This window comes from Streptomyces sp. NPDC048353 (assembly GCF_055587165.1).
In genome coordinates this window covers 79371-105589 of record NZ_JBVJGU010000010.1, presented here as the reverse complement: position 1 = coordinate 105589, position 26219 = coordinate 79371, and the positions used below count along the sequence as shown (strand labels likewise).

Annotated in this window: 25 protein-coding genes; 21 read left to right on the top strand and 4 right to left on the bottom strand. The window is 72.4% G+C overall.

All coding sequences use genetic code 11. The features are described from left to right. Window positions 1–42 precede the first annotated feature (42 nt). Complete coding sequence (locus ACZ6RC_RS29800; RefSeq protein WP_469589040.1) at window positions 43–1521, bottom strand: cytosine permease; 1479 nt, start codon at window positions 1519–1521, stop codon at window positions 43–45. Window positions 1522–1606: 85 nt separating this feature from the next. Here ACZ6RC_RS29800 and ftsY point away from each other — a divergent pair, with 85 nt between their 5' ends. Next, the gene (ftsY, locus tag ACZ6RC_RS29795) at window positions 1607–2839 is read left to right on the top strand and encodes a signal recognition particle-docking protein FtsY (RefSeq protein ID WP_391138846.1); all 1233 of its coding nucleotides are present in this window, start codon (window positions 1607–1609) and stop codon (window positions 2837–2839) included. A 348-nt stretch (window positions 2840–3187) separates the two neighbouring features. On the opposite strand, the gene ACZ6RC_RS29790 is transcribed toward ftsY, so the two are convergent. Beyond that, entirely contained in the window at window positions 3188–3841 is a 654-nt protein-coding gene (locus tag ACZ6RC_RS29790; protein ID WP_391138844.1) for a bifunctional DNA primase/polymerase, read from the bottom strand. Between the two features lie 394 nt (window positions 3842–4235). On the opposite strand from ACZ6RC_RS29790, the gene nsdA reads away from it, so the two are divergent. The 5 genes from nsdA (at window position 4236) to ffh (ending at window position 11964) form a co-directional block, all read left to right on the top strand. Then, window positions 4236–5735: a transcriptional repressor NsdA gene (nsdA, locus tag ACZ6RC_RS29785; RefSeq protein WP_469589036.1), complete on the top strand. Its 1500-nt coding sequence runs from the start codon at window positions 4236–4238 to the stop codon at window positions 5733–5735. A 342-nt stretch (window positions 5736–6077) separates the two neighbouring features. Next, complete coding sequence (locus tag ACZ6RC_RS29780) at window positions 6078–7421, top strand: ammonium transporter (RefSeq protein ID WP_391138840.1); 1344 nt, start codon at window positions 6078–6080, stop codon at window positions 7419–7421. Beyond that, window positions 7418–7756: a P-II family nitrogen regulator gene (locus ACZ6RC_RS29775; protein ID WP_006127894.1), complete on the top strand. Its 339-nt coding sequence runs from the start codon at window positions 7418–7420 to the stop codon at window positions 7754–7756. Before ACZ6RC_RS29780 ends, ACZ6RC_RS29775 begins: the two co-directional genes overlap by 4 nt. A 22-nt stretch (window positions 7757–7778) precedes the next feature. Further along, entirely contained in the window at window positions 7779–10301 is a 2523-nt protein-coding gene (locus ACZ6RC_RS29770) for a [protein-PII] uridylyltransferase (protein WP_469589029.1), read from the top strand. A gap of 109 nt (window positions 10302–10410) precedes the next feature. Next, window positions 10411–11964: a signal recognition particle protein gene (gene ffh, locus ACZ6RC_RS29765; RefSeq protein ID WP_469589027.1), complete on the top strand. Its 1554-nt coding sequence runs from the start codon at window positions 10411–10413 to the stop codon at window positions 11962–11964. A gap of 126 nt (window positions 11965–12090) precedes the next feature. Here ffh and ACZ6RC_RS29760 read toward each other — a convergent pair whose 3' ends face one another. Beyond that, complete coding sequence (locus tag ACZ6RC_RS29760) at window positions 12091–12882, bottom strand: sulfite exporter TauE/SafE family protein (protein ID WP_469589024.1); 792 nt, start codon at window positions 12880–12882, stop codon at window positions 12091–12093. A 277-nt stretch (window positions 12883–13159) separates the two neighbouring features. Next, on the bottom strand, window positions 13160–13909 hold the full coding sequence (locus ACZ6RC_RS29755) for a class I SAM-dependent methyltransferase (protein ID WP_469589021.1): 750 nt from the start codon (window positions 13907–13909) through the stop codon (window positions 13160–13162). Between the two features lie 393 nt (window positions 13910–14302). On the opposite strand from ACZ6RC_RS29755, the gene ACZ6RC_RS29750 reads away from it, so the two are divergent. The 15 genes from ACZ6RC_RS29750 (at window position 14303) to dprA (ending at window position 26089) form a co-directional block, all read left to right on the top strand. Next, window positions 14303–14896: a hypothetical protein gene (locus ACZ6RC_RS29750; protein WP_391138830.1), complete on the top strand. Its 594-nt coding sequence runs from the start codon at window positions 14303–14305 to the stop codon at window positions 14894–14896. A gap of 228 nt (window positions 14897–15124) precedes the next feature. Next, a complete protein-coding gene (rpsP, locus tag ACZ6RC_RS29745; RefSeq protein ID WP_391138828.1) occupies window positions 15125–15565 on the top strand; it encodes a 30S ribosomal protein S16 in 441 nt (146 codons plus the stop codon). 2 nt (window positions 15566–15567) lie between these two features. Then, on the top strand, window positions 15568–15807 hold the full coding sequence (locus ACZ6RC_RS29740; RefSeq protein ID WP_033266910.1) for an RNA-binding protein: 240 nt from the start codon (window positions 15568–15570) through the stop codon (window positions 15805–15807). Between the two features lie 100 nt (window positions 15808–15907). After that, window positions 15908–16471: a ribosome maturation factor RimM gene (gene rimM, locus ACZ6RC_RS29735; protein ID WP_391138825.1), complete on the top strand. Its 564-nt coding sequence runs from the start codon at window positions 15908–15910 to the stop codon at window positions 16469–16471. Further along, the gene (gene trmD / locus ACZ6RC_RS29730; RefSeq protein ID WP_469589016.1) at window positions 16468–17289 is read left to right on the top strand and encodes a tRNA (guanosine(37)-N1)-methyltransferase TrmD; all 822 of its coding nucleotides are present in this window, start codon (window positions 16468–16470) and stop codon (window positions 17287–17289) included. Before rimM ends, trmD begins: the two co-directional genes overlap by 4 nt. 127 nt (window positions 17290–17416) lie before the next feature. Beyond that, complete coding sequence (rplS, locus tag ACZ6RC_RS29725; RefSeq protein ID WP_215066458.1) at window positions 17417–17767, top strand: 50S ribosomal protein L19; 351 nt, start codon at window positions 17417–17419, stop codon at window positions 17765–17767. A 431-nt stretch (window positions 17768–18198) separates the two neighbouring features. Next, the gene (gene lepB / locus ACZ6RC_RS29720) at window positions 18199–18861 is read left to right on the top strand and encodes a signal peptidase I (protein WP_469589259.1); all 663 of its coding nucleotides are present in this window, start codon (window positions 18199–18201) and stop codon (window positions 18859–18861) included. Next, the gene (gene lepB, locus ACZ6RC_RS29715) at window positions 18854–19918 is read left to right on the top strand and encodes a signal peptidase I (RefSeq protein ID WP_469589256.1); all 1065 of its coding nucleotides are present in this window, start codon (window positions 18854–18856) and stop codon (window positions 19916–19918) included. Before lepB (ACZ6RC_RS29720) ends, lepB (ACZ6RC_RS29715) begins: the two co-directional genes overlap by 8 nt. Next, the gene (gene lepB / locus ACZ6RC_RS29710) at window positions 19833–20798 is read left to right on the top strand and encodes a signal peptidase I (RefSeq protein ID WP_469589252.1); all 966 of its coding nucleotides are present in this window, start codon (window positions 19833–19835) and stop codon (window positions 20796–20798) included. Before lepB (ACZ6RC_RS29715) ends, lepB (ACZ6RC_RS29710) begins: the two co-directional genes overlap by 86 nt. A 63-nt stretch (window positions 20799–20861) precedes the next feature. Then, the gene (lepB, locus tag ACZ6RC_RS29705) at window positions 20862–21596 is read left to right on the top strand and encodes a signal peptidase I (RefSeq protein ID WP_469589012.1); all 735 of its coding nucleotides are present in this window, start codon (window positions 20862–20864) and stop codon (window positions 21594–21596) included. Then, complete coding sequence (locus tag ACZ6RC_RS29700) at window positions 21593–22177, top strand: NUDIX hydrolase (protein ID WP_469589009.1); 585 nt, start codon at window positions 21593–21595, stop codon at window positions 22175–22177. The genes lepB (ACZ6RC_RS29705) and ACZ6RC_RS29700 overlap by 4 nt, the downstream gene beginning before the upstream one ends. A 55-nt stretch (window positions 22178–22232) precedes the next feature. Then, a complete protein-coding gene (locus ACZ6RC_RS29695; protein ID WP_005311352.1) occupies window positions 22233–22541 on the top strand; it encodes a DUF2469 domain-containing protein in 309 nt (102 codons plus the stop codon). A gap of 250 nt (window positions 22542–22791) precedes the next feature. Then, a complete protein-coding gene (locus tag ACZ6RC_RS29690; protein WP_391138816.1) occupies window positions 22792–23157 on the top strand; it encodes a YraN family protein in 366 nt (121 codons plus the stop codon). Beyond that, window positions 23157–24770, top strand: a complete 1614-nt coding sequence (locus ACZ6RC_RS29685) for a YifB family Mg chelatase-like AAA ATPase (RefSeq protein WP_469589007.1) — start codon at window positions 23157–23159, stop codon at window positions 24768–24770. Before ACZ6RC_RS29690 ends, ACZ6RC_RS29685 begins: the two co-directional genes overlap by 1 nt. Next, window positions 24767–26089 (top strand): DNA-processing protein DprA, encoded by a 1323-nt coding sequence (gene dprA, locus ACZ6RC_RS29680; RefSeq protein WP_469589003.1) that lies wholly within the window; start codon window positions 24767–24769, stop codon window positions 26087–26089. The genes ACZ6RC_RS29685 and dprA overlap by 4 nt, the downstream gene beginning before the upstream one ends. Window positions 26090–26219 lie beyond the last annotated feature (130 nt).

Below are 26219 nucleotides of genomic sequence, written 5' to 3'. Positions count from 1 at the left end.
CTCGGGAAGCCGGTGCGAAGGGGGACGGTATCTGACGTGACGTCAGATGGAAACAGTCTCGGAGGCGCTCTCCGGAACGGCCCCGCGGGCCCCGGCCGACCCGACGGCCTCCCGCGCGGGCGTCCGCGGCAGCACGGCGTACAGCACACCCGCCACCACGATCGTCGCCGCCCAGCCCAGCCCGTTCTCACCGATCCAGGTGGACGCCAGCGGACCGGAGAACCAGTCGACCTTCGTGAACAGCAGGCCGGCGATCAGCGCCACGGCCCACGCCGTCATCGCCTGCCAGGCGAAACCGCCCCGGTACCAGTACGCACTGGTCCGCGTGGTGTCCATCAGCGCCACCCCGTCGTACGACCGCCGCCGCAGCATGTCGACGCCGAAGACGCCGATCCAGGCGGAGAACGCCACCGCGAGCAGCGTGAGGAACGAGATGAACGAGCCGATGAAGCTCGTCGCCACCACCATCAGCAGGAAACCGAAGACCAGGCTGATCACGGCGTTCACGCTGACCGCCGCCGCACGCGACACCTTGATGCCGAGCGTCTGCGCGGTGAACCCGGCCGAGTACATCGACATGGAGTTGATCAGCAGCATCCCGATCAGCGCGATCACCAGGTACGGCACGGAGATCCAGGCCGGCAGCAGCTCGCCGATGAACGACACCGGGTCCTGCGCCGAAGCCAGACTCGGCGTCCCCACCGCCATCACCGCGCCCATCAGGACCATCGGCAGCACGACGATCCCGGCACCGCCGACCGTCGAACCGACCATCGCCCGGGACGACGCCGTACGCGGCAGATACCGCGTGAAGTCCGGCCCCGACGGCACCCAGCTGATGCCGCCCGCCGCGATGGTGCCGATGCCCGCGATCATCATCGCCGTCGAACCGGCCGGCTTGTCGAAGACCGCCGACCAGTCGGTGTCGGCGACCAGATAGACCAGCACGAGCACGGAGAACGCGCCGAAGAGGTACGTCGACCACGTGCTGCACACCCGCAGCGCGTTGATGCCCAGACCCGAGACCAGGAACGTGCAGGCGACGAAGAGGAGCAGCGTCACCACGATCAGCGGCGTGCTCGACTCCACCCCGAAGAGCAGATCGAGCACCGTCAGCACCGCATAGGCGCCGGTCACCGCGTTGATGGTCTCCCAGCCCCAGCGGGCCACCCAGATCAGCGAACCGGGGAAGAGATTGCCCCGCTGCCCGAACACGGCCCGCGACAGCGCCATGCCCGGCGAACCGCCGCGCTTCCCCGCGATCGAGATCAGACCGACGATGCCGTACGACAGCACCGGAGCCGCGATCGCGACGACCAGGACCTGCCAGAAGTTCAGGCCGTTGAAGACGATCAGGCCGGCGCCCATCGTGAGAAGAAGCACACTGATGTTGGCGGCGACCCAGGTCGGGAAGAGCTCGCGCGCACGGCCCGTGCGCTCGCTGTCGGGGACGGGCTCGAGACCGCGGGTCTCCAGGGTGCCGTCGCTCGTCGCGCCTTCGGCTTCGGAGGCGTGGGGCATGGGGGTACTCCGTACAGATGTGGGGGGACGCACCCACCCTACGTGCTCTCCCAACCGCCGGGTCGTGGCCGATACTGGACGGGTTATGGAACTCATCCTTGCTGTAGTCATCGCTCTCGTCGTCGCGGTCGTCGTGACCAGCGGGCTCGTGATCAGCGGCCGCAAGAAGAAGCAGCTGCCGCCGGCCGAGGCTCCGACCACCCCACCGACCATCACCGCTCCGCCTGCCGAACCGCATGTCGGTGACGAGGCGGAGACACCGCGGGACGAACCACGCCGCACGATCGAGGAGGTCGGCCTCCCGACCGCCGAGGAGGCCGTCGAGACCCCGGCCGCCCTCGAGGACCCGGTCGTCGCGGAGGCGCCCCCCGCCCCCGTGATCGAGGTGCCCGAGCCGACCGCGGGCCGTCTCGTACGCCTGCGGGCCAAGCTCGCCCGCTCGCAGAACTCCCTCGGGAAGGGGCTGCTCACGCTGCTGTCCCGCGAGCACCTCGACGAGGAGACCTGGGAGGAGATCGAGGAGACCCTCCTCACCGCCGACGTCGGCGTCGCCCCCACCCAGGAGCTGGTCGACCGGCTCCGCGAGCGCGTGCGGGTGCTCGGCACCCGCACCCCGGACGACCTGCGCACCCTGCTCCGCGAGGAGCTCGTCACCCTGCTCGGCGACTTCGACCGCTCGGTGAAGACCGAGAGCGCCCCCGGCACCCCCGGCGTCGTCATGGTCGTCGGCGTCAACGGCACCGGCAAGACCACCACCACCGGCAAGCTCGCCCGGGTCCTGGTCGCCGACGGCCGCACGGTCGTCCTCGGCGCCGCCGACACCTTCCGCGCCGCCGCCGCCGACCAGCTCCAGACCTGGGGCGAGCGCGTCGGCGCCCGCACCGTCCGCGGACCCGAGGGCGGCGACCCGGCGTCGATCGCCTTCGACGCCGTCAAGGAGGGCATCGCGGAGGGCGCCGACGTCGTCCTCATCGACACCGCCGGCCGGCTGCACACCAAGACCGGTCTCATGGACGAGCTCGGCAAGGTCAAGCGCGTGGTCGAGAAGCACGGCCCGCTCGACGAGGTGCTGCTCGTCCTGGACGCCACGACCGGTCAGAACGGGCTCATCCAGGCCCGGGTCTTCGCCGAGGTCGTCGACATCACCGGCATCGTCCTCACCAAGCTCGACGGCACGGCCAAGGGCGGCATCGTCGTCGCCGTCCAGCGCGAGCTGGGCGTCCCCGTCAAGCTGGTCGGCCTGGGCGAGGGCCCGGACGACCTGGCGCCCTTCGAGCCCGGCGCGTTCGTCGACGCCCTGATCGGCGACGGCGCCTGACTCTCCCCTCGCACCGCGCCCCGACGGCTCGGGCCGGACCTCCTCAGGGGGCCCGGCCCGAGCCGTCTGCCGTGCGGCCCCGCTCGGCGCGCGAGCAGGACCGGCGGCCTAGGGCGTGTTTCGAAAGTCCCGTCTGGCCGGGGACGCCTGGCACGCACTCCCCCGTAGCCCTTCGGGCACGGGAGGTGCCCCCACGCTGCGTTGTCGGTCGTCGGCGCAGCCCGCTGCGCTCTCTCCCCCTGCGCCTGGCGGCGCGGGAGGTGCCCCCATCCTCCGCCTTGCGATCGCACGCACCAGACGCCCCCTGCCCCGCCCTGCGGGCGGACGACGCTACTTCCGAAACACGCCCTAGAAGTGGGTGCGGTGGCAGATGTACGCCAGGGTCCCGAGCAGCAGCCGGGCCTGCGGCGGCGCCCCCGCCGTGTCCAGCGTCGGCGGCCGCAGCCAGCGGACCGGCCCCAGGCCGCCGAGATCCGACGGCGGGGCGGTGAGATACGCGCCGGCACCCACGCCGTGCAGGTCCAGATCGGCGTCGTCCCAGCCCATTCGGTACAGCAGGCCCGGCAGCTCCGCGGCCGCGCCCGGCGCCACGAAGAACTGCGCCCGCCCCGTCGGCGTCGCGCACACCGGGCCCAGCGGCAGCCCCATGCGCTCCAGCCGGACCAGCGCCCGGCGGCCCGCCGTCTCGGCGACCTCGATCACGTCGAAGGAGCGGCCCACCGGGAGCAGCAGCGCCGCCCCCGGATACCGCGACCACGCCTTGGTCGCGTCGTCCAGGCCCGCGCCCGCCGGGACCGCCTCGGCGAACGGGAGCGGATGCGCCCCCGGGGCCGTACACGACCGGTCGCCGCAGGAGCACTGGCCGGACACGGCCCGGGTGCCGGGGAGCACGTCCCAGCCCCACAGTCCGGTGTACTCGGCCACCGCCGTGCATTCACTGGTGCGGAAGCGGCGGCGCGAGCCGGACCGCATCTCACGCATGCCGCCGATCGTGAAGCCCATGCCCCCTCCAACGGGTCGGACGCGCCGGTGGTTACGACCCGGAACCCCTCCGTCACGCTCCGTCGCGGCCGGCTGGCGCGCGGTGGTGGGTGAGGTGGTGCGGACCGTCGCGCGCGCCTCCTCGCGCTTCGCTCCGCCGACCCCGGTTCGTCGCATGTCAAGTGAATCGTGTTCGGCGGCAGGCGAGTTCATTCGAAGGGGTGGCGAATGGTGGCGTTTCTTGAATCGCCCTCGCCGGACGGGTGATCGTAGGATTACTTTCGGTGCACGAGCCCAAGAGTTCCTTGCGCGCACGGGTATGCCGGAGGCAACTCGGTTTCCTGTTCGAAGGGGTGCAAGTCCCGGACGGAGGACTCGACCGACGGCATTCTGGTAAGGGTTCGCGCAACAAGTCATGGATGAGGATGGGGGCGTTCCCGTGGGCGGCAACGGCGAAGACGGAACGACCGCCGGCAAGCGCCCCAACGAACAGCTGAGTTCGTGGTTCGTGCGCAGCGGCTGGTCGAAGGGCGAGCTCGCACGCCAGGTGAACCGCAGGGCCCGCCAGATGGGCGCGCACCACATCAGCACCGACACCTCGCGGGTACGCCGCTGGCTCGACGGCGAACAGCCCCGCGAACCCATCCCGCGGATCCTCTCCGAGCTGTTCTCCGAGCGGTTCGGCTCCGTCGTCGCCGTCGAGGACCTCGGACTGCGCACCGCCCACCAGGCCCCGTCCGTCTCCGGCGTCGACCTGCCCTGGGCCGGCCCCCAGACCGTCGCCCTGCTCAGCGAGTTCTCCCGCAGCGACCTGATGCTCGCCCGCCGCGGCTTCCTCGGCACCTCCCTCGCGCTCGCGGCCGGACCCGCCCTCATCGAGCCCATGCAGCGCTGGCTCGTCCCCACCCCCGCCGTCGAGACCGACCGCCCTGAGCCGGCCCTCGACACCCGCCGCCCGAACCGGCTCTCCACGGGCGAGCTGGACCTCCTCGAATCCACCACCGCCATGTTCCGCCAGTGGGACGCCCAGTGCGGCGGCGGACTGCGCCGCAAGGCGGTCGTCGGCCAGCTCCACGAGGTCACCGACCTGCTCCAGGAGCCCCAGCCCGCCGGCGTCGCCCCGCGCCTCTTCAAGTGCGCCGCGGAACTCGCCGAACTCGCCGGCTGGATGAGCTACGACGTCGGTCTGCAGCCCACCGCCCAGAAGTACTTCGTCCTCGCCCTGCACGCCGCCAAGGAGGCCGGGGACAAGCCGCTCGGCTCGTACATCCTCTCCTCGATGAGCCGCCAGATGATCCACCTCGGCCGGCCCGACGACGCCCTCGAACTCATCCACCTCGCCCAGTACGGCAGCCGCGACTGCGCCACCCCGCGCACCCAGGCCATGCTGTATGCGATGGAGGCCCGCGCCTACGCCAACATGGGCCAGCCCAGCAAGTGCAAGCGGGCCGTGCGGATGGCCGAGGACACCTTCGCCGACGTCGGCCTGGACGGCGAGCCCGAACCCGACTGGATCCGCTTCTTCTCCGAAGCCGAACTCAACGGCGAGAACTCGCACTCCTACCGCGACCTCGCCTACGTCGCCGGACGCTCCCCGACCTACGCCTCCCTCGCCGAACCCGTCATGGAGCGCGCCGTCCAGCTCTTCGAGAAGGACCCCGAGCACCAGCGGTCGTACGCACTCAACCTCATCGGCATGGCCACCGTGCACCTCCTCAAGCGCGAGCCCGAGCAGTCCGCCCGCCTCGCCGAGACGGCGCTCGTGGTCGCCCGCAAGGTCCGCTCCGAGCGGGTCAACACCAGGCTCCGCAAGACCGTCGACACCGCCGCCCGCGACTTCGGGGACGTCGCCGAGGTCGTCCAGCTCACCGACCGGCTCACCGCCCTGCTGCCCGAGACCGCCGAGGCGGTCTGACCCCCCGCCGGCGCGGCCCCCGACCGCCGCCCCGGCCCCCCGACCCCGGCCGCGACAGCCATCCCGTAACGCCCGACTCGGCTCCCCCGCCGCAAGGTCACACGGATGCTGTCGCGGCCGGCCTCACACCGCCCGGCGGCCCCCGCGCGTTACACGACCGTGACCCGGCGGTTCACAGTCGCGTAACACGCCCCACCCCTTCGTCACTGCGCCGAAACATCGTGCGGCATCGACGGAAACGGCGCTGCGCCAACCTCATGGCGCATAACCGGCCACCCCTCAGGCCGAGCCGCTCTCCGGCCCCGCCCCCGCACAGGCCGCACCGACGACGAGGAGACGCCGATGGCACCAGCCATCACGACCCTGGCAGCAGACGCCCCCGAGCTGTCCGCCGCCAACACCGGGTTCATGCTCATCTGCTCCGCCCTGGTCATGCTGATGACCCCGGCACTCGCCTTCTTCTACGGAGGCATGGTCCGCGTCAAGTCCACCCTCAACATGCTGATGATGAGCTTCATCAGCCTCGGGATCGTCACGATCCTCTGGGTGCTCTACGGCTTCAGCATGGCCTTCGGCACCGACTCCGGATCGCTCATCGGCTGGTCCTCCGAGTACGTCGGCCTCAGCGGCATCGGCGTCACCGAGCTGTGGGACGGCTACACCATCCCGGTGTACGTCTTCGCCGTCTTCCAGCTCATGTTCGCCGTCCTCACCCCGGCCCTCATCAGCGGCGCCCTCGCCGACCGCGTGAAGTTCACCGCCTGGGCCCTCTTCATCGCCCTGTGGGTCACCGTCGTCTACTTCCCCGTCGCCCACTGGGTCTGGGGCTCCGGCGGCTGGCTCTTCGAGATGGGCGTCATCGACTTCGCCGGCGGCACCGCCGTCCACATCAACGCCGGAGCCGCCGCCCTCGGCGTCATCCTGGTCATCGGCAAGCGCGTCGGCTTCAAGAAGGACCCGATGCGCCCGCACAGCCTCCCGCTGGTCATGCTCGGCGCCGGCCTGCTCTGGTTCGGCTGGTTCGGCTTCAACGCCGGCTCCTGGCTCGGCAACGACGACGGCGTCGGCGCCGTGATGTTCGTCAACACCCAGGTCGCCACCGCCGCCGCCATGCTCGCCTGGCTCGCCTACGAGAAGATCCGCCACGGCTCCTTCACCACCCTCGGCGCCGCCTCCGGCGCGGTCGCCGGCCTCGTCGCCATCACCCCGGCCGGCGGCGCCGTCAGCCCGCTCGGCGCGATCGCCGTCGGCGCCATCGCCGGACTCGTCTGCGCCCTGGCCGTCGGCCTGAAGTACAAGTTCGGCTACGACGACTCCCTCGACGTCATCGGCGTCCACCTCGTCGGCGGCGTCATCGGCTCCCTCCTCGTCGGCCTCTTCGCCACCGGCGGCGTCCAGTCCGACGCCAAGGGCCTCTTCTACGGCGGCGGCCTCGAACAGCTCGGCAAGCAGGCCATCGGCGTCGTCGCCGTCCTCGCCTACTCTCTGATCGCCTCCGCGATCCTCGCGCTCCTCATCGACAAGACGATGGGCATGCGGGTCAGCGAGGACGACGAGGTCTCCGGCATCGACCAGGTCGAGCACGCCGAGACCGCGTACGACTTCAGCGGAGCCGGTGGCGGCGCCTCCTCGCGCTCCACCGCCCCCGCCCCCGCCGTCACGCAGCCCAAGAAGGTGGACGCATGAAGCTCATCACCGCAGTCGTCAAGCCGCACCGGCTCGACGAGATCAAGGAAGCCCTCCAGGCCTTCGGAGTCCAGGGCCTGACGGTCACCGAGGCCAGCGGCTACGGCCGCCAGCGCGGGCACACCGAGGTCTACCGCGGCGCCGAGTACACCGTCGACCTCGTCCCCAAGATCCGCATCGAGGTCCTCGTCGAGGACGAGGACGCCGAACAGCTCATCGAGGTCGTCGTCAAGGCCGCCAGGACCGGCAAGATCGGAGACGGCAAGGTGTGGAGCGTGCCCGTCGACACCGCCGTACGCGTCCGCACCGGCGAACGCGGTCCGGACGCACTGTAGACAACGGACAGGGAGCTGCTGGGTGACGACCGTCGATGTGAGTACGCGAGCGGAAGAGCCGGGACCCAGCGGCTACGCGGCGGCCCGACTGCGCCTCCTCGAGGAGAAGGCGCGGTCCGGGCCGCCGCGCCGTACCGCCCTCGCCCGGCTCACCGACACCTGGCTGACCGGCCTCTTCGACGGCGCCCGCCCGCCCCGAGGGGTGGCGCTCGTCGCCGTCGGCGGCTACGGACGCGGCGAGCTCTCCCCCCGCAGCGACCTCGACCTGCTCCTCCTCCACGACGGCTCCACCGACCCCGGCACCCTCGCCACCCTCGCCGACCGCGTCTGGTACCCCGTCTGGGACCTCGGCCTCGCCCTCGACCACTCCGTCCGCACCCCCGCCGAAGCCCGCAGGACCGCCGGCGACGACCTCAAGGTCCAGCTCGGACTCCTCGACGCCCGGCATATCGCCGGCGACCACGCCCTCGCCGCCGACCTGCGCACCACCGTCCTCGCCGACTGGCGCAACCAGGCACCCCGACGCCTCCCCGAACTCCACGAACTCTGCCGCGAGCGGGCCGAACGCATGGGCGAACTGCGCTTCCTCCTCGAACCCGACCTCAAGGAGGCCAGGGGCGGCCTCCGCGACGCCCAGGTCCTGCGCGCCGTCGCCGCCTCCTGGCTCGCCGACGCACCCCGCGAAGGCCTCGACGACGCCCGGCGCCGGCTCCTGGACACCCGCGACGCCCTCCACCTCGCCACCGGCCGGGCCACCGACCGGCTCGCCCTCCAGGACCAGGACGCCGTCGCCGAGCACCTCGGCCTCCTCGACGCCGACACCCTGCTCCGCCAGGTCTACGAAGCCGCCGGCACCCTCTCGTACGCCACCGACGTCACCTGGCGCGAGGTCAACCGCGTCCTCAAGGCCCGCTCCGCCCGCCCCCGGCTGCGCACCCTCCTCGGCGGCCGGGCCGGCGGCGGAAAACCGCCCGTCGAACGCACCCCGCTCGCCGAGGGCGTCGTCGAGATGGACGGCGAGGTCGTCCTCGCCCGGAGCGCCCGGCCCGAACGCGACCCCGTCCTGCCCCTGCGCGCCGCGGCCGCCGCCGCCCAGTCCGGCCTCCCCCTCTCCCCGCACGCCGTACGCCGCCTCGCCGCCACCGCCCCACCGCTGCCGGTGCCCTGGCCCGCCGAAGCCCGCGAGGAACTCGTCACCCTCCTCGGCGCCGGCGAACCCACCGTGCCGGTCTGGGAGGCGCTGGAGGCCGAAGGACTCGTCTCCCGCTTCCTGCCCGACTGGGAACGGGTGCGCTGCCGCCCCCAGCGCAACGCCGTCCACACCTGGACCGTCGACCGCCACCTCGTCGAGACCGCCGTCCGGGCCTCCTCCCTGACCCGCCGCGTCGGCCGCCCCGACCTGCTCCTGGTCGCCGCACTGCTCCACGACATCGGCAAGGGCTGGCCCGGCGACCACTCCGTCGCCGGCGAGACCATCGCCCGCGACGTCGCCACCCGTATCGGCTTCGACCGCGCCGACGTGGGCGTCGTCGCCACCGCCGTACGCCACCACCTGCTGCTCGTCGACACCGCCACCCGGCGCGACCTCGACGACCCGGCCACCGTCACCTCCGTCGCCACCGCCGTCGGCACCCTCGGCACCCTGGAGCTGCTGCACGCCCTCACCGAGGCCGACGCCCTGGCCACCGGACCCGCGGCCTGGTCCTCCTGGCGCGGCTCGCTCGTCGCCGACCTGGTGAAACGGGTCGCCGCCGTCCTCGCCGGCGAGCCCACCCCACACCCCGAGGCCGCCGCGCCCAGCGCCGAACAGGAACGACTCGCCATCGAGGCCCTCCGCACCGGGGAGCCCGTACTCGCCCTGCACACCCGGCCCGAACCGGCGGAAGCCCCCGACCGGACCGACAGCGCGGCCGACCCGGAGCGCGCCGCCGCCGGCCCCTCCGAGGCACCCCCCGGGGACACCGACGGCTCCGAGCCGGTCGGCGTCGAACTGCTCATCGCCCTCCCGGAACGCCCCGGCGTCCTGCCCGCCGTGGCCGGCGTCCTCGCCCTGCACCGCCTCACCGTCCGCGCCGCCGACCTGCGCGCCGTCGAACTCCCGACGGAACTCGGCACCGGCCAGGTCCTCGTCCTGAACTGGCGGGTCGCGGCGGAGTACGGCTCCCTGCCCCAGGCCACCCGGCTCCGCGCCGACCTGGTCAGGGCGCTGGACGGCTCCCTGGACATCCCCGCCCGCCTCGCCGAACGCGAGGCCGCCTACCCCCGGCGGCGCGGGGTGACCGCCCCGCCCCCGCGCGTCACCGTCGCCGCCGCCGACTCCCGCCTCGCCACCGTCATCGAGGTCCGCGCCCAGGACGCCCCCGGCCTCCTCCACCGCATCGGCCGCGCCCTGGAAGGCGCGACGGTACGGGTCAGGAGCGCCCACGTGTCGACCCTCGGGGCCAACGCCGTGGACACGCTGTACGTCACCCGCCCCGACGGCACCCTCCTCCCCGACGCGGAGGCCGCGGACCTGGCGCGCGCCCTGGAGAACGCCCTGCGCTGAGCGGCCGGGACGGGGTCGGGGGAATCGCCGCCCGGGCCGCGCGCCGCACCCGATACCCTGGAGGGCAATCCGTCCACCCGTCCCCGAGACCCGAGGATCCGCGACCGCCGTGTTCGATACCCTCTCCGACCGCCTTGCAGCGACCTTCAAGAACCTCCGCGGCAAGGGGCGCCTGTCCGAGGCGGACATCGACGCCACCGCGCGCGAGATCCGTATCGCCCTCCTCGAGGCGGACGTCGCCCTGCCCGTCGTCCGGGCGTTCATCCGACAGGTCAAGGAGCGGGCGACCGGCGCCGAGGTCTCCCAGGCGCTGAACCCGGCCCAGCAGGTCATCAAGATCGTCAACGAGGAGCTCGTCGGCATCCTCGGCGGCGAGACCCGGCGCCTGCGGTTCGCCAAGACCGCGCCCACCGTGATCATGCTGGCCGGCCTCCAGGGTGCGGGCAAGACCACCCTCGCCGGAAAGCTCGGTCTCTGGCTCAAGGGCCAGGGCCACTCCCCGCTGCTCGTCGCCTGCGATCTCCAGCGCCCCAACGCCGTCACCCAGCTCGGCGTCGTCGCCGACCGCGCCGGCGTCGCCTTCTACGGCCCGCAGCCCGGCAACGGCGTCGGCGACCCGGTCCAGGTCGCCAAGGACTCGATCGAGTACGCGCGCGGCAAGCAGTACGACATCGTGATCGTCGACACCGCCGGCCGCCTCGGCATCGACGCCGAGATGATGCAGCAGGCCGCCGACATCCGTGACGCGGTCAGCCCCGACGAGGTCCTCTTCGTCGTCGACGCCATGATCGGTCAGGACGCGGTCAACACCGCCGAGGCCTTCCGCGACGGCGTCGGCTTCGACGGCGTGGTGCTCTCCAAGCTCGACGGCGACGCCCGCGGTGGTGCCGCGCTCTCCATCGCGCACGTCACCGGCAAGCAGATCATGTTCGCCTCCAACGGCGAGAAGCTGGACGAGTTCGACGCGTTCCACCCGGACCGCATGGCGTCCCGCATCCTCGGCATGGGCGACATGCTCTCGCTCATCGAGAAGGCCGAGCAGACCTTCAGCCAGGAAGAGGCCGCCAAGATGGCCTCCAAGCTGGCGTCCAAGAAGGGACAGGAGTTCACGCTCGACGACTTCCTGGCCCAGATGGAGCAGGTCCGCAAGATGGGCTCCATCTCCAAGCTGCTCGGCATGCTGCCCGGCATGGCGCAGATGAAGGACCAGATCAACAACATCGACGAGCGCGACGTCGACCGCACGGCCGCCATCATCAAGTCGATGACCCCCGGCGAGCGCCATGACCCGACGATCATCAACGGCTCGCGCCGGGCCCGTATCGCCAAGGGTTCGGGCGTCGAGGTCAGCGCGGTCAAGGGGCTCGTCGAGCGGTTCTTCGAGGCCCGCAAGATGATGTCCCGCATGGCCCAGGGCGGCGGCATGCCCGGCATGCCGGGGATCCCCGGCATGGGCGGCGGCCCGGGCCGGCAGAAGAAGCAGATCAAGCAGGCCAAGGGCAAGCGCAAGAGCGGCAACCCGATGAAGCGCAAGGCCGAGGAAGAGGCCGCCGCGGCGCGCCGCGAGCAGGCCCAGGCGGGCGGCGCCTTCGGCCTGCCCGCCGCCGGCCAGGGCCCGCAGGACTTCGAGCTCCCGGACGAGTTCAAGAAGTTCATGGGCTGACCGTTCGACGGCCCCGCCGCTCGGCGGGCTTGAGCGTGTGCGGGTGAGGGGCCCGGGACGGCTGTACGCAGCCGTCCCGGGCCCCTCACCGCTGTCCGGCCCCGTCCTTGCCCGGGGCGGCTCCCGTCAGGCGAGCACCTGGAGCGCGTACGTCGCTCCGACGGCGGTGGCGAGGACGCCGAGGAGGAGCCGCAGGGCGGTCTCGGGCAGGCGGGGCTGGAGACGGGCGCCGAGATAGCCGCCGATCAGCCCGCCGACCCCGCAGGCCAGGCCCAGCCACCAGTCCGGGGCGATGTCGCCCGAGCCGACGAGCGACAGCAGCGCGAACGCGGCGGCGCCGGCCACGGAGGTGACGAACGTGGTCGCGAGCGCCGCCGGGGCGACCAGGGCCATCGGGAGCCCGCGGGCCGCGAGGACCGGCCCGATGAGGGACCCGCCGCCGATGCCGTAGATCCCGCCCACCACCCCGACCGACAGCGCGAGGGCCGTCAGCGCCGCCGGGGACGGCTCCGCCGCCGATCCGGACGGGCCTGCGGAGCGACGGGGGAGGAGGGTGCGGACACACAGCCACAGCCCGAGCGGCAGGAGCAGACCAGCGATCAGCAGCCGGAAGACCCCCGGCCCCGGAAGGACGTGGACACGGATCGCGGCGCCGAGGACCACGCCGGGGAGCGTGCCGGCCACCAGCCGCCGCGTCAGGCCCCCGCGCAGCGCGCCGTCCCGGCGGTACCGCCAGAGCGCCCCGGGCCCCGCCACCACGTTGAACAGCAGGTTCGTCGGAGTGACGGCGGGGTTGGGCACCCCGAAGACGCTCAGATGGACCGGCAGCAGGAACACCGCGCCCGAGACACCGACCGGGGCGGTCACCAGCGCGATCAGCAGACCGGCCACCAGTCCCGCGCCCACCGTCCACTCCACCCGTACCCCTGTCTCCGACCGCGACCGCCGCTGTCTCCGCTGCCTCCGCTCTACGACCGCGGCGCGGTCAGTATGAGGGCCGCCGGGGCGTGGGCGCGTACCGGCAACACAGTGTTCACGCAGCGGCGGCCCGCGTACGGCGCAGGCGCGCCCGGGGCCGCGAGACGCGGCCCCGGGCGGGAGCGAGACGTACGAACCCCGGGCGGGAGCGAGACGTAGGCGCCCCGCGGTCTCCGGTCGCCCGACCGGCACCCGCGGCGGCGACGGTCAGGTCAGGTCAGGGCACGCGGGCGATGAGATAGCGGAAGACGTTCGGCATCCACACCGTCCCGTCCGCGCGGACGTACGGGTCAAGGGCCTCCAGGATCTCCTTCTCCACCTGCGCCGCTTCCGTCGCGCGGATCGCCGCGTCGAAGTCGCCCGTCGAGAGCAGCCCGCGGACCGCGCTGTCCGTGTCCGCGTAACCGAACGGGCACGACACCCGGCCCGAGCCCTCCGGCCGCAGCCCCGAGCGGGAGACCACCTCCTCCAGCTCGTCGCGCGGCGCCGGACCCCCGCCGGCCAGCCGGGCCGCGACCCGCAGGACCGACGCCGTCGCACACCGCTCGGGCGGCCCCCAGCCCGCGAGCACGACCGCCGCGCCCGACTGGGCCGAAGGAGTGACGGCGACCAGCTCCCGGCCGGTCCCCTCGGACGGGTGGAAGGCGGTGATCACGTCGTACGACGGTCCGGACGGATCCCCGGCCTGCGCCGGATCGCCCTCCACGATCGCGTGCCCCCCGCCCGCGGCGAGCCGCTCCCTGGCCAGCTCCACGCGCGCGTGGTCCCCGTCCACGCCGGTGACCCGTGCGCCCCGCGCGGCCGCCATCAGCAGCGCGAGGCCCGAGCCGCAGCCGAGCCCGAGGACCTGGGACCCGGGGCCCAGGCCGAGACGGTCGTACACCGCCTCGTAGAGCGGGACCAGCATGCGCTCCTGGATCTCGGCCCAGTCACGCGCGGGGTGGTGCGGGACGAGCGTAGGTGTCATGGAATGCGCCCCAATCAGTGCCTCGTCGACAGCCCCCGTGTCCAAGTTGCTCCCGCATCCCCCCGTATGCCAGGGAACTGCGCTTCCGTGCCCGCGTCCAGTGCTCGGGCCGCATCACTTCCCTTCGGGTGACGACTTCCCCCACGGGGTGGTGCGCCGTCGCATCCCGGTACCCGGTACTGTCCTGCCAGGCCCCCCGGGCGCGTACGCGACCCCTACGCGCCGGGGCGTATGCGCCGCTACGCACCAGCTTGGCGCCCACTGCGCGGCTTCTCCGCAGTTCGGCGCACTGGCCCTCCTCCGGACGCATGAGCGGCAACTGACGGGTACGTGCAAATTATTTGGGATGCCCCGGAATGGAACCCGGGGGCGTCTCGGCTCGTTGTACGCGACGTGAGCACGACACCACCTGTTCTCGCCGCAGAGCTGGCACAGGCGTGGGCCGACATTCAGCGGCACCACCCCGAGCTGCCCGATCTTGCCGCGCCCGAGTCCCTGATCGGAGAGTCCTCGTCCGCCTGTGGCGCCGAACTCTCCTTCGAGCGACTGCTTCACGAAGCAGTCCACGGCATCGCAGCCGCCCGAGGAGTCCGAGACACCTCGCGCGCCGGCCGCTACCACAACCGCAGATTCCTGGCGATCGCCGAGGAGATGGGCCTCGACCACCCCGAGGAGCCGCACGCGAGCAGCGGCTTCTCCCTGGTCACGCTCAACCCCGAGGCCCGCAGGCGCTACCGCCCCACCATCGAGCGGCTCCAGCGGGCCCTCAAGGCGCACACCGTCGCCACGGCCGCCGACACCAAGCGGTCCTTCCGAGGCCCGGCCGCCCGCCACGGCTCCTCCGGCGGAGGCGTCCGCGTCAAGGCCGTCTGCGACTGCGGGCGCAACGTCCGCGTCGTCCCCTCCGTCCTCGCCCAGGCCCCCATCATGTGCGGCGGCTGCGGCAAGCCCTTCCGCATCCCGGAGACCGTCGGCGCGACCGGCTGAACGAAGGCGCAGGCCGCCTTCCGTGGGCGCGCCCGCGCCGGGTCCGGGTGCTGCCCCTGGCCGGGGTCCGGCGCGCCGCGCGCGTGTGGCACAATGGCTAGCTGTACTCGACAGCCGCATAGGACCCCTCTCTCCTCCGGCTGACGCGTCCATCGGGCACCCGAGTACCGCAACCCCACGTGGCATCTCATGTGCCCAACCACGTCAAGACCAGGAGACACCACTCCAGTGGCAGTCAAGATCAAGCTCAAGCGCCTCGGCAAGATTCGCCAGCCGCACTACCGCATCGTCGTCGCCGACTCCCGCACCCGCCGGGACGGTCGTGCGATCGAGGAGATCGGTCTGTACCACCCGACGTACAACCCGTCGAAGATCGAGGTCGACTCCGAGCGTGCGCAGTACTGGCTGTCCGTCGGCGCCCAGCCGACCGAGCCGGTCCTCGCCATCCTGAAGCTCACCGGCGACTGGCAGAAGCACAAGGGCCTCCCGGCCCCCGCGCCGCTGCTGCAGCCGGCGACCAAGGAGGACAAGCGCGCCTCCTTCGACGTGTTCGCCAAGACCCTCGAGGGCGACGACGCCAAGGGTGAGGCCATCACCCCGAAGGCGAAGAAGGCCGACAAGAAGGCGGACGAGGCCGAGGCCGCGTCCACCGAGTCGACCGAGGCCTGAGCATGCTCGAGGAGGCTCTCGAGCACCTCGTGAAGGGCATTGTCGACAACCCCGACGACGTGCAGGTCGCCTCGCGCACCCTGCGCCGTGGCCGCGTCCTGGAAGTCCGGGTCCACCCGGACGACCTCGGCAAGGTGATCGGCCGTAACGGCCGCACCGCGCGTGCGCTGCGTACCGTCGTGGGCGCCATCGGCGGCCGTGGCATCCGCGTCGACCTCGTCGACGTGGATCAGGTCCACTGACAACAGTCGACCGTTCCACAGAAGATGCGCCGGCAACGGGCCGGGGAGGGCATGACGCCCACCCCGGCCCGTCGTCGTCCGACAGGAGAGTGTGTACGTCGTGCAGCTGGTAGTCGCGCGGATCGGCCGCGCCCACGGGATCAAGGGCGAAGTCACCGTCGAGGTGCGTACCGACGAGCCCGAGCTCAGGCTCGCCCCCGGAGCCGTCCTGGCCACCGACCCGGCCTCCGCCGGTCCGCTGACCATCGAGACCGGCCGCGTCCACAGCGGACGGCTGCTCCTCCGCTTCGAGGGCGTCCGCGACCGCAACGGCGCCGAGGCCCTGCGCAACATCCTGCTCATCGCCGACATCGACCCCGACGAGACGCCGGAGGAGGACGACGAGTACTACGACCACCAGCTCATGGACCTGGACGTCGTACTCGCCGACGGCACCGAGATCGGCCGGATCACCGAGATCTCCCACCTGCCGTCCCAGGACCTCTTCATCGTCGAGCGGCCGGACGGCGTCGAGCTGATGATCCCCTTCGTCGAGGAGATCGTCACCGAGATCGACCTGGAGCGGCAGCGCGCCGTCATCGACCCGCCGCCCGGCCTCATCGACGACCGCGCCGAGATCGTCTCCACCCGGGACGAGGACGCCTCCGGGGACGGCGACGCATGAGGCTCGACGTCGTCACGATCTTCCCCGAGTACCTCGACCCCCTGAACGTCTCCCTCGTCGGCAAGGCCCGCGCGCGTGGACAGCTCGACGTCCACGTGCACGACCTGCGCGCCTGGACCCACGACCGGCACAACACCGTCGACGACACCCCCTACGGCGGCGGCCCGGGCATGGTCATGAAGACCGAGCCCTGGGGCGAGGCCCTGGACCAGACCCTCGCCGACGGCTTCGAGGCGGGCGCCCACGGCCCGGTCATGGTCGTCCCCACCCCCAGCGGCCGCCCCTTCACCCAGGAACTGGCCGTCGAACTCTCCGAGCGGCCCTGGCTGATCTTCACGCCCGCCCGCTACGAAGGCATCGACCGCCGGGTCATGGACGAGTACGCCACCCGCATGCCGGTCTACGAAGTCTCCATCGGCGACTACGTCCTGGCCGGCGGCGAGGCCGCCGTCCTCGTCGTCACCGAGGCCGTCGCCCGCCTGCTGCCCGGAGTCCTCGGCAACGCCGAGTCCCACCGCGACGACTCCTTCGCCCCCGGCGCCATGGCCAACCTCCTCGAAGGCCCCGTCTACACCAAGCCCCCGCAGTGGCGCGGCCACGGCATCCCCGACGTCCTCGTCAGTGGACACCACGGAAAGATCGCGCGCTGGCGGCGCGACGAGGCGTTCCGGCGTACGGCGGCCCACCGCCCCGACCTGATCGAGCGCTGCGACCCGTCCCTCTTCGACAAGAAGGACCGGGAGATCCTCTCGATGATGGGCTGGGCCCCCGAGCCCGGCGGCCGATTTTGGCGCAGGCCCAGCGGCGTGGAAGAATAGGCCGCTGCTGTCTGCCCGGCGTGCGCCCCTGCCACAGGGGGAACGACGCCCGCCCGGCGCGACGGCGCTCCATTCACTTCGAACGTACCGCTGATGACCTGTGGCATCAGCGAGGAAAGAGACCTCCATGGCCTCCCTGCTCGACTCGGTCACCGCGGGTTCGATCCGCACCGACCTCCCCGCCTTCCGCCCCGGCGACACCGTGAACGTCCACGTGCGCGTCATCGAAGGCAACCGCTCCCGTATCCAGCAGTTCAAGGGCGTCGTCATCCGCCGCCAGGGCTCGGGCGTCAGCGAGACCTTCACGGTCCGCAAGGTCTCGTTCTCCGTCGGCGTCGAGCGCACCTTCCCGGTGAACAGCCCGATCTTCGAGAAGATCGAGCTCGTCAGCCGCGGTGACGTCCGTCGCGCCAAGCTCTACTACCTCCGTGAGCTGCGCGGCAAGGCTGCCAAGATCAAGGAGAAGCGCGACAACTGAGCCTCGGCTCACCGTTCGCGCGGAGCTTCGGAACACTGACGCACAGGGCGGCCGGATAGGCTCTGCCCCCGATGGACACCGAAGCACAGCACACGGAGCGCAGCCGCTCCTCCGAGACGGAGGAGCGGCTGCGCTCCGCGCGTATGCCGGGGGACAGGGTGGAGAACGGCGCCGCCGACGGCCCGGAGCAGCGGACACGGAGCGGCCACGCCCGCTCCGCCGGCCGGTCGCCGGAGCCCGCGGCGGGCCATGCCGCGGGGGACGCCGCAGGCGCGGAGACGCGGAGCACGGACTCCGCGGGGAGCGGGAGAGGCGCGGAGACGCGGAGCGGGGACGTGGAGACGCCGATCGGGGACGTCACGGGGGAGGAGCGCTTCGCCACGGCAGGTTCCGCGGCGGACGCGGGGGAGCCGGACGGCCGCGGCGCCGGCCTGTCCTGGCGGCGGACGGGAATCGTCGGCGGCCTCTGCGTCGTCTTCGTCCTGCTGCTCAGCCACTTCGTCCTGCAGCCCTTCCTGATCCCCAGCAGATCCATGGAACCGACCCTCCAGGTCGGCGACCGCATCCTCGTCAACAAGCTGGCGTACCGTTTCGGCGGCGAGCCGCGCCGCGGCGACGTCGTCGTCTTCGACGGCACCGGCTCCTTCCTCCAGGAAGCCCCCGAACAGAACCCCGTCACCGGCCTGCTGCGCGACGCCGGCGCCGCCCTCGGTCTCGCCGAGCCCGCCGAGACCGACTTCGTCAAGCGGGTGGTGGGCGTGGGCGGCGACCGCGTCGTCTGCTGCGACAAGGACGGCCGCCTCACCATCAACGGCGTACGGGTCGAGGAGCGGTACGTGATGCTCGGCGACGCGCCCTCGAAGGTGCCGTTCGACATCGTCGTCCCGCAGGGGACCCTGTGGGTGATGGGCGACCACCGCAGCCAGTCCAGCGACTCCCGCGACCACCTCGGGCAGCCCGGCGGCGGCATGGTGCCCGTCGGCCGGGTGATCGGGCGCGCCGACTGGATCGGCTGGCCGTTCGGACGCTGGTCGGAGGTGCCGGAGAGCGGCGCCTTCGACGCCGTACCCGCGCCGGCCGGTGGCCATGGGTAACCGGGGCAGGCCGCCCGGGCAGCGCGGCGACGCCCGGCTGCCCACCGGCACCCGCCCCACCGACGGCGCGGGCCGCCCCATGCCCGGCCGGGCCGAGCGGCGCAGGCTGGCCCGCAAGGTCAAGCGCCGCAGACAGCGCTCCGCCGTCAAGGAGATCCCCCTCCTGATCACGGTCGCCCTGCTCATCGCCCTCGTCCTGAAGACCTTCCTCGTCCAGGCGTTCGTCATTCCCTCCGGCTCGATGGAGCAGACGATCCGGATCGACGACCGCGTCCTGGTGGACAAGCTCACGCCCTGGTTCGGATCCAAGCCGCAGCGCGGCGACGTCGTCGTCTTCCGGGACCCCGGCAACTGGCTCCAGGACGACGCCGCGCCGACCGCCGACGACCCCGTCGGCGTCAAGCAGGTCAAACAGGCCCTGACCTTCATCGGACTGCTGCCCTCCGCCGACGAGCAGGACCTGATCAAGCGGGTCGTCGCGGTCGGCGGCGACACGGTCGAGTGCTGCGGCAAGGACGGCCGGATCACCGTCAACGGCGTACCCCTCGACGAGCCGTATCTGCACCCCGGGAACGCGCCGTCGACCATCCCCTTCAAGGTGCGGGTCCCGGCCGGACGGATCTTCGTCCTGGGCGACCACCGGTCGGATTCCGCCGACTCCCGCTTCCACCTCAGCGAGAAGGACCAGGGGACGATCTCCGAGGAAGAGGTGGTGGGGCGGGCCGTCGTCATCGCCTGGCCCGTCGGGCACTGGCGACGGCTGGAGGAACCGGAGACCTTCGCCGCCGTCCCCGACCGGCCCGCGGGATCCACGACCGCGCTCGGTGTGTCGCATAGTGTGTCCTCGCGGAATCTGAACGGATTGCCCTGGCTCCCGACCCCTGCGGAACTCCCGCTCGTTATGGGAGTGGTGGGCCTGTCCCTGTTCCGGGACGGGCGATCGCACGGACTGAGGAGTGGATGTGGGGGATTTGGCCGTCGGGGCACGATCCGGACACGACGAGCCCGACAAGCGGCCGGAGAGGCTCGGGGAGTCGTCGGTCGCCATGACGGATGACTCCGCGGACCGCCGGGACGCCGACCCCGGGGATGCCTCCCCCTCGGACGACACCGGGGAGCGCGGAGGGGGCGCGAAGAAGCCGCGTTCCTTCTGGAAGGAACTGCCCCTGCTGATCGGCATCGCGCTCGTCCTCGCGCTGCTGATCAAGACCTTCCTGGTCCAGGCGTTCTCCATCCCCTCCGAATCGATGCTCAACACCCTGCAGAAGGGTGACCGCGTCTTGGTGGACAAGCTGACCCCGTGGTTCGGCTCGGAGCCGGAGCGCGGCGAGGTCGTCGTCTTCCACGACCCCGGCGGCTGGCTGGAGGACCAGCCCGCCACCGATCCCAACGTGGTGCAGAAGTTCCTCAGCTTCATCGGACTCATGCCGTCCGCGGAGGAGAAGGACCTCATCAAGCGCGTCCTCGCCGTCGGCGGCGACACCGTCTCCTGCAAGGAGGGCGGCAAGGTCGTCCTCAACGGCAAGGAGCTGGACGAGACCGCGTACCTCTACCCGGGCTCCGTGCCCTGCGAGAAGTCCTTCGGACCGATCCACGTGCCCCAGGGCAGCATCTGGGTCATGGGCGACAACCGCCAGAACAGCCTGGACTCACGCTTCCACCAGGAGCTTCCCGGCGGCGGCACCGTCTCCAACGACCAGGTCGTCGGACGCGCCATCGTCGTCGCCTGGCCGCTGACCCGCTGGGCGACCCTCCCCGTGCCGGCCACCTTCGACCAGCCCGGCCTCGACAAGGCCCTCGGCACCACCCCGGACGCCCCGACCCCGGCACCGGCCGCGGACGCCGCGGCGGCCCCGGCCGCGATCGGACTCGTCGGCGCGCTGCCGCTGGTGCTGTGGCGCCGGAAGCGGCTCACGGCTCGCCGTACCGCCGAGTAGCACCCCCCGGGTAGGGTGCCGTCCCAGATCGTCGAACCGACCTTCGAGGTGGGGAGCGCTGGGATGAGCGGGACCATACGTACGGAAGACGGCCGCGGCCGTCTCGGCAGCGTGCTGTCGGGACTCGTCGTGGCCGTCGGCTGTGTGCTCTTCCTCGGCGGCTTCGCCTGGGGAGCCGTCCTCTACCAGCCGTACACCGTGCCCAGCGACTCGATGACCCCCACCCTCCAGGTCGGCTCCCGCGTCCTCGCCCAGCGGATCGACGGCGACGAGGTGCGCCGGGGCGACATCGTCGTCTTCAACGACCCCCTCTGGGGCGACATGCCCATGGTCAAGCGGGTCGTCGGCATCGGCGGCGACACGATCGCCTGCTGCGGCGCCGGCGGACGGATCACCATCAACGGCGAACCGATCGAGGAACCGTATCTGCTCCCCGGCTACCCGGCCTCGGGACAGAAGTTCTCCGCCACCGTCCCCGAGGACAGCCTCTTCCTCCTCGGCGACGAACGGCACAACTCCCTGGACTCCCGCGTCCACCTCCAGGAAGCCGGACAGGGCTCCGTCCCGCGCAGCGCGGTCACCGCCAGGGTCGACGCCATCGCCTGGCCCCTGGACGGCGTCCTGGAACGCCCCGCACCCTTCGCGGAACTCCCCGGCGGCGTTTCCCGGCCCGGCCCCGTCAGGCCCCTCTTCTACGCGATCGTCGGCGGGTGTGTACTGGTCCTGGCCGGAGCGGCGTACGGCCCACTCGCACGACGCACGACCGCACGGCCTCGGAAGGACACGGTGGGCGTATGACGGACGGCATCGAGCGCACGGACGCGGCCCAGGGGGCCCCGTCGGGGGCCGGCGGCGGCCTCGCGGACGGCACCGCCCTCCCCGAGGACGTACGGGACCCCGACCTGCGGCGGGTCGCCCGGGTCGTCCTCCTCGACCCCGACGACCGCATCCTCCTCCTCCACGGCTACGAGCCCGACGCCCCCGAACAGACCTGGTGGTTCACGCCCGGCGGCGGCCTGGAAGGCGACGAGTCCCACGCGGAGGCCGCCCTGCGCGAACTGGCCGAGGAGACCGGCATCACCGACGTCGACCTCGGCCCCGTCGTCTGGCAGCGGATCTGCTCCTTCCCCTTCGACGGCCGGCGCTGGGACCAGGACGAGTGGTACTACCTGGCACGAACCACCCAGACCGCGACCTCACCCCGAGGCCTCACCGAGCTGGAGGAGCGCAGCGTCGCGGGGCTGAGGTGGTGGACCTCCGCCGAACTGTCGGCAGCGCGTGAGACGGTGTACCCGACCAGACTCGCCGAGCTGCTCCACACGCTGCTCGACGAGGGACCTCCGAGTGCCCCGGTGGTTCTCGCCCCGGAAATCGTCTAGGGGTGCGAATGGCTGGCGCACAATGGGGGGACGCACGGCTGAAGGGGAACATGCCATGAGCGCCGAGGACCTCGAGAAGTACGAGACCGAGATGGAGCTGAAGCTCTACCGGGAGTACCGCGACGTCGTCGGCCTGTTCAAATATGTGATCGAGACCGAGCGGCGGTTCTACCTCACCAACGACTACGAGATGCAGGTGCACTCGGTCCAGGGAGAAGTCTTCTTCGAGGTCTCCATGGCCGACGCCTGGGTCTGGGACATGTACCGGCCGGCCAGATTCGTGAAGCAGGTCCGCGTCCTCACGTTCAAGGACGTGAACATCGAGGAGCTCAACAAGAGCGACCTGGAGCTTCCGGGGAGCTGAACCGCCCCCGCGAGACGGGCGGGCGCCGGGGAAAGGCGAGCGCTGGTGATCGGCGGGTGCCGATGATCGGCGGCCGGGGGGGCCGGTGGCCGGGGCCGAGGCCGTGGAGCGGCGGGGCGAGGCCGTGGAGCGGCGGGGCGGCGCCGCACCACCCGCACGGGTGACGGAGTTATCCACAGACCGCCGCCCCTCCCCAGCCCCCGGCACGGAGGGTCGCCAGGCGACACAGTCGGTGCCGGAGGTGGTACCGATGAACGCCACGAAAGCCCTCGGACGGTACGGAGAGGAACTCGCCGTCCGCCGACTTACCCAGACCGGCATGACCGTCCTCGCCAGGAACTGGCGCTGCGGGCGGACCGGAGAGATCGACATCGTCGCCCAGGACGGCGACACCGTCGTCATCTGCGAGGTCAAGACCCGTCGCGACGGGGCCTACGAACACCCCATGGCCGCCGTCACCCCCACCAAAGCCGACCGCCTCAAACGCCTCGCCGCTTGCTGGCTCGACCGCCACGGCACCCCACCGCCCGACGGCGGCATCCGCATCGACCTCATCGGCGTCCTCCTGCCCCGCCGCGGCGCACCTCGCCTCACCCACGCCCGCGGGGTGGCCTGATGGGATTCGCCCGCACCTGCTCCGTCGCCCTCGTCGGCGTGGAAGGCGTCGTCGTCGAGGTCCAGGCCGACCTCGAACCAGGAGTCGCCGCCTTCACCCTCGTCGGCCTCCCCGACAAGAGCCTCACCGAGAGCCGCGACCGCGTCAGGGCCGCCATCGTCAACTCCGGCGCCGAATGGCCCCAGAAAAAGCTCACCGTCGGACTCAGCCCCGCCTCCGTCCCCAAAGGCGGAAGCGGATTCGACCTGGCCGTCGCCGCCGCCGTCCTCGGCGCCGCCGAACGCATCGACCCCCGGGTCATCGCCGACCTCGTCCTCGTCGGAGAACTCGGACTCGACGGACGCGTCCGCCCCGTGCGCGGCGTCCTGCCCGCCGTCCTCGCCGCCGCCGAAGCCGGCTACACCCAAGTCGTCGTCCCCGAACAGACCGCCGGCGAAGCCGCACTCGTCCCCGGCGTCTCCGTCCTCGGCATCCGCACCCTCCGCCAGCTCATCGCCCTCCTCACCGACGAACCCGTCCCCGACGAGGAACCCCCCGAGGCAGGCCGCCCCGACGCCATGCTGGCCGGACTCCTCGTCCCCGGCGCCGGCGTCGGCACCGGCCTCGCCGCCGACCCCACCGACGGACCCGACCTCGCCGACGTCGCCGGACAGCACGGCGCCCGCCGAGCCCTCGAGGTCGCCGCCGCCGGCAGCCACCATCTGCTCCTCTCCGGACCACCCGGCGCCGGCAAGACCATGCTCGCCGAACGGCTCCCCGGCATCCTCCCGCCCCTCACCCGCAAGGAATCCCTCGAAGTCACCGCCGTCCACTCCGTCGCCGGCATCCTCCCCCCGGGCGAACCCCTCGTCCGCCGCGCCCCCTACTGCGCACCCCACCACTCCGCCACCATGCAATCCCTCGTCGGCGGCGGCAACGGACTCCCACGCCCCGGCGCCGTCTCCCTCGCCCACCGAGGCGTCCTCTTCCTCGACGAAGCCCCCGAGTTCTCCGGCAAAGCCCTCGACGCACTCCGCCAGCCCCTCGAATCCGGACACGTCGTCGTCGCCCGCGCCGCCGGAGTCGTACGCCTCCCCGCCCGCTTCCTCCTCACCCTCGCCGCCAACCCCTGCCCCTGCGGACGCCACACCCTCCACGGCGCCGGATGCGAATGCCCCGCCTCCCTGATCCGCCGCTACCAAGCCCGCCTCTCCGGCCCCCTCCTCGACCGCGTCGACCTCCGCGTCCAAGCCGAACCCGTCACCCGCTCCGACCTCCTCGCCCAAGGCGGCCGCGGCGAACCCACCGCCGCCGTCGCCGACCGGGTCCGCGAAGCCCGCGACCGCGCCGCCGCCCGCCTCGCCGACACCCCCTGGACCGTCAACAGCGAAATCCCCGGACACGAACTACGCACCCGTTACACCCTCGTCCCCGGCGCCCTCGCTGCCGCCGAACGCGACATCGAACGCGGCATGCTCACCGCCCGCGGCCTTGACCGGGTCCTCCGCGTCGCCTGGACCGTCGCCGACCTCGCCGGACGCGACCGCCCCGACGCCCACGACGTCGACCTCGCCCTGGAACTGCGCACCGGCATCGCCCGCGGCGTGCCCGTGGGAAGCGGAGACCGACCATGACCCCGGACCACGAGCGCCTCGCCCGCGCCGCCCTCACCCGCGTCGTCGAACCCGGCGACGAACACGCCGGCCGCTGGCTCCGGCAGTACGGAGCCACCGGCTTCCTCCACCGCCTCACCGACCCGGACCACGACAAGGGACACCCCAGGGACCAAGACCAGGACAAGGACCGTGCCCCGGACCACGGCGCGGGGGAGGGGCTCGGCCGGGGCGACGGACCAGGGCCGGGGCCCGAAGGAAACGGCACCACGACGGCCACCCTCCCCGGCACCGACGCCCCGACCGCGCCCGACGCCCCCGGCACCCCGTTCCCCGGGACCGGCGCGAAACGGGTCGACAGCTGGCGCCGCCGCGCCGCCCAAGCCGACCCCGAGCGGGACCTCGACGCCATCACCCAGCACGGCGGACGGTTCGTCATCCCCGGCGACACCGAATGGCCCCGCCAACTCGACGACCTCGGCGACGCCCGCCCCCTCGGCCTCTGGCTCCGCGGCCCCGCCGACCTGCGCACCTGGGCGCTGCGCTCCGTCGCCCTCGTCGGCGCCCGCGCCTGCACCCCCTACGGCGCCCACACCGCCACCACCCTCGCCTCCGACCTCGCAGAACGCGGCTGGGTCGTCGTCTCCGGCGCCGCCTTCGGCATCGACGGCGCCGCCCACCGCGGCGCCCTCGCCGTCCAGGGCGCCACCGTCGCCGTCCTCGCCTGCGGAGCCGACGTCCCCTACCCCCGAGGACACGCCCGTCTTCTCAGCCGCATCGCCGAACAAGGCCTCGTCCTCGGCGAACTACCCCCCGGCGCCCACCCCACCCCCAGCCGCTTCATCCTGCGCAACCGCGTCATCGCCGCCCTCACCCGGGGCACCGTCGTCATCGAAGCCGAATACCGCAGCGGCTCCCTCGTCACCGCCCGCCACGCCCAACGCCTCGGCCGCCACACCATGGGCATCCCCGGCCCCGTCACCAGCGGCCTCTCCGCCGGAGTCCACGAACTCCTCCGCGGTGAAGCCACCCTGGTCACCGACGCCGCCGAGGTCGTCGAACTCGTCGGCGACATGGGCCAGCTCGCCCCCGCCCGCCGCGGACCCGTCCTTCCCCGCGACCTCCTCGCCGCCGACACCGCCCGCGTCCTCGAAGCCCTCCCCGCCCGCCACCCCACCCCCCTGACCGAGATCGCCGGACGCGCCGGCACCGCCCCCGACGACACCCTCGCCCGGCTGTACGAACTCCACTCCCTGGGCTACGTCGAACGGAACGGAGGCAACTGGCAGTTGACGAACAGGCACGCCGAAGGGTCGAACGCGCGGCGAGGCGGTCCTTGACCCGGAGCATTCGGGTGAAAAGGTGAGGCGGATGAACGAGGGACTCCTTCCGGCCACACCCGAGGGGCCGGCACGCGCCACCGCACGGGTCCGAAGACATGCCGCCGGGTTTCGAAGATGTGGCCGACCC

Excerpts from the sequence above, each read along its gene's own strand:
- ACZ6RC_RS29800 (WP_469589040.1), bottom strand. The coding sequence starts at position 1,521 with ATGCCCCACGCCTCCGAAGCCGAAGGCGCGACGAGCGACGGCACCCTG.
- ftsY (WP_391138846.1), top strand. The coding sequence starts at position 1,607 with ATGGAACTCATCCTTGCTGTAGTCATCGCTCTCGTCGTCGCGGTCGTC.
- ACZ6RC_RS29790 (WP_391138844.1), bottom strand. The coding sequence starts at position 3,841 with ATGGGCTTCACGATCGGCGGCATGCGTGAGATGCGGTCCGGCTCGCGC.
- nsdA (WP_469589036.1), top strand. The coding sequence starts at position 4,236 with ATGGATGAGGATGGGGGCGTTCCCGTGGGCGGCAACGGCGAAGACGGA.
- ACZ6RC_RS29780 (WP_391138840.1), top strand. The coding sequence starts at position 6,078 with ATGGCACCAGCCATCACGACCCTGGCAGCAGACGCCCCCGAGCTGTCC.
- ACZ6RC_RS29775 (WP_006127894.1), top strand. The coding sequence starts at position 7,418 with ATGAAGCTCATCACCGCAGTCGTCAAGCCGCACCGGCTCGACGAGATC.
- ACZ6RC_RS29755 (WP_469589021.1), bottom strand. The coding sequence starts at position 13,909 with ATGACACCTACGCTCGTCCCGCACCACCCCGCGCGTGACTGGGCCGAG.
- ACZ6RC_RS29740 (WP_033266910.1), top strand. The coding sequence starts at position 15,568 with ATGCTCGAGGAGGCTCTCGAGCACCTCGTGAAGGGCATTGTCGACAAC.
- trmD (WP_469589016.1), top strand. The coding sequence starts at position 16,468 with ATGAGGCTCGACGTCGTCACGATCTTCCCCGAGTACCTCGACCCCCTG.
- rplS (WP_215066458.1), top strand. The coding sequence starts at position 17,417 with ATGGCCTCCCTGCTCGACTCGGTCACCGCGGGTTCGATCCGCACCGAC.
- lepB (WP_469589256.1), top strand. The coding sequence starts at position 18,854 with ATGGGTAACCGGGGCAGGCCGCCCGGGCAGCGCGGCGACGCCCGGCTG.
- lepB (WP_469589012.1), top strand. The coding sequence starts at position 20,862 with ATGAGCGGGACCATACGTACGGAAGACGGCCGCGGCCGTCTCGGCAGC.
- ACZ6RC_RS29700 (WP_469589009.1), top strand. The coding sequence starts at position 21,593 with ATGACGGACGGCATCGAGCGCACGGACGCGGCCCAGGGGGCCCCGTCG.
- ACZ6RC_RS29695 (WP_005311352.1), top strand. The coding sequence starts at position 22,233 with ATGAGCGCCGAGGACCTCGAGAAGTACGAGACCGAGATGGAGCTGAAG.
- ACZ6RC_RS29690 (WP_391138816.1), top strand. The coding sequence starts at position 22,792 with ATGAACGCCACGAAAGCCCTCGGACGGTACGGAGAGGAACTCGCCGTC.
- ACZ6RC_RS29685 (WP_469589007.1), top strand. The coding sequence starts at position 23,157 with ATGGGATTCGCCCGCACCTGCTCCGTCGCCCTCGTCGGCGTGGAAGGC.
- dprA (WP_469589003.1), top strand. The coding sequence starts at position 24,767 with ATGACCCCGGACCACGAGCGCCTCGCCCGCGCCGCCCTCACCCGCGTC.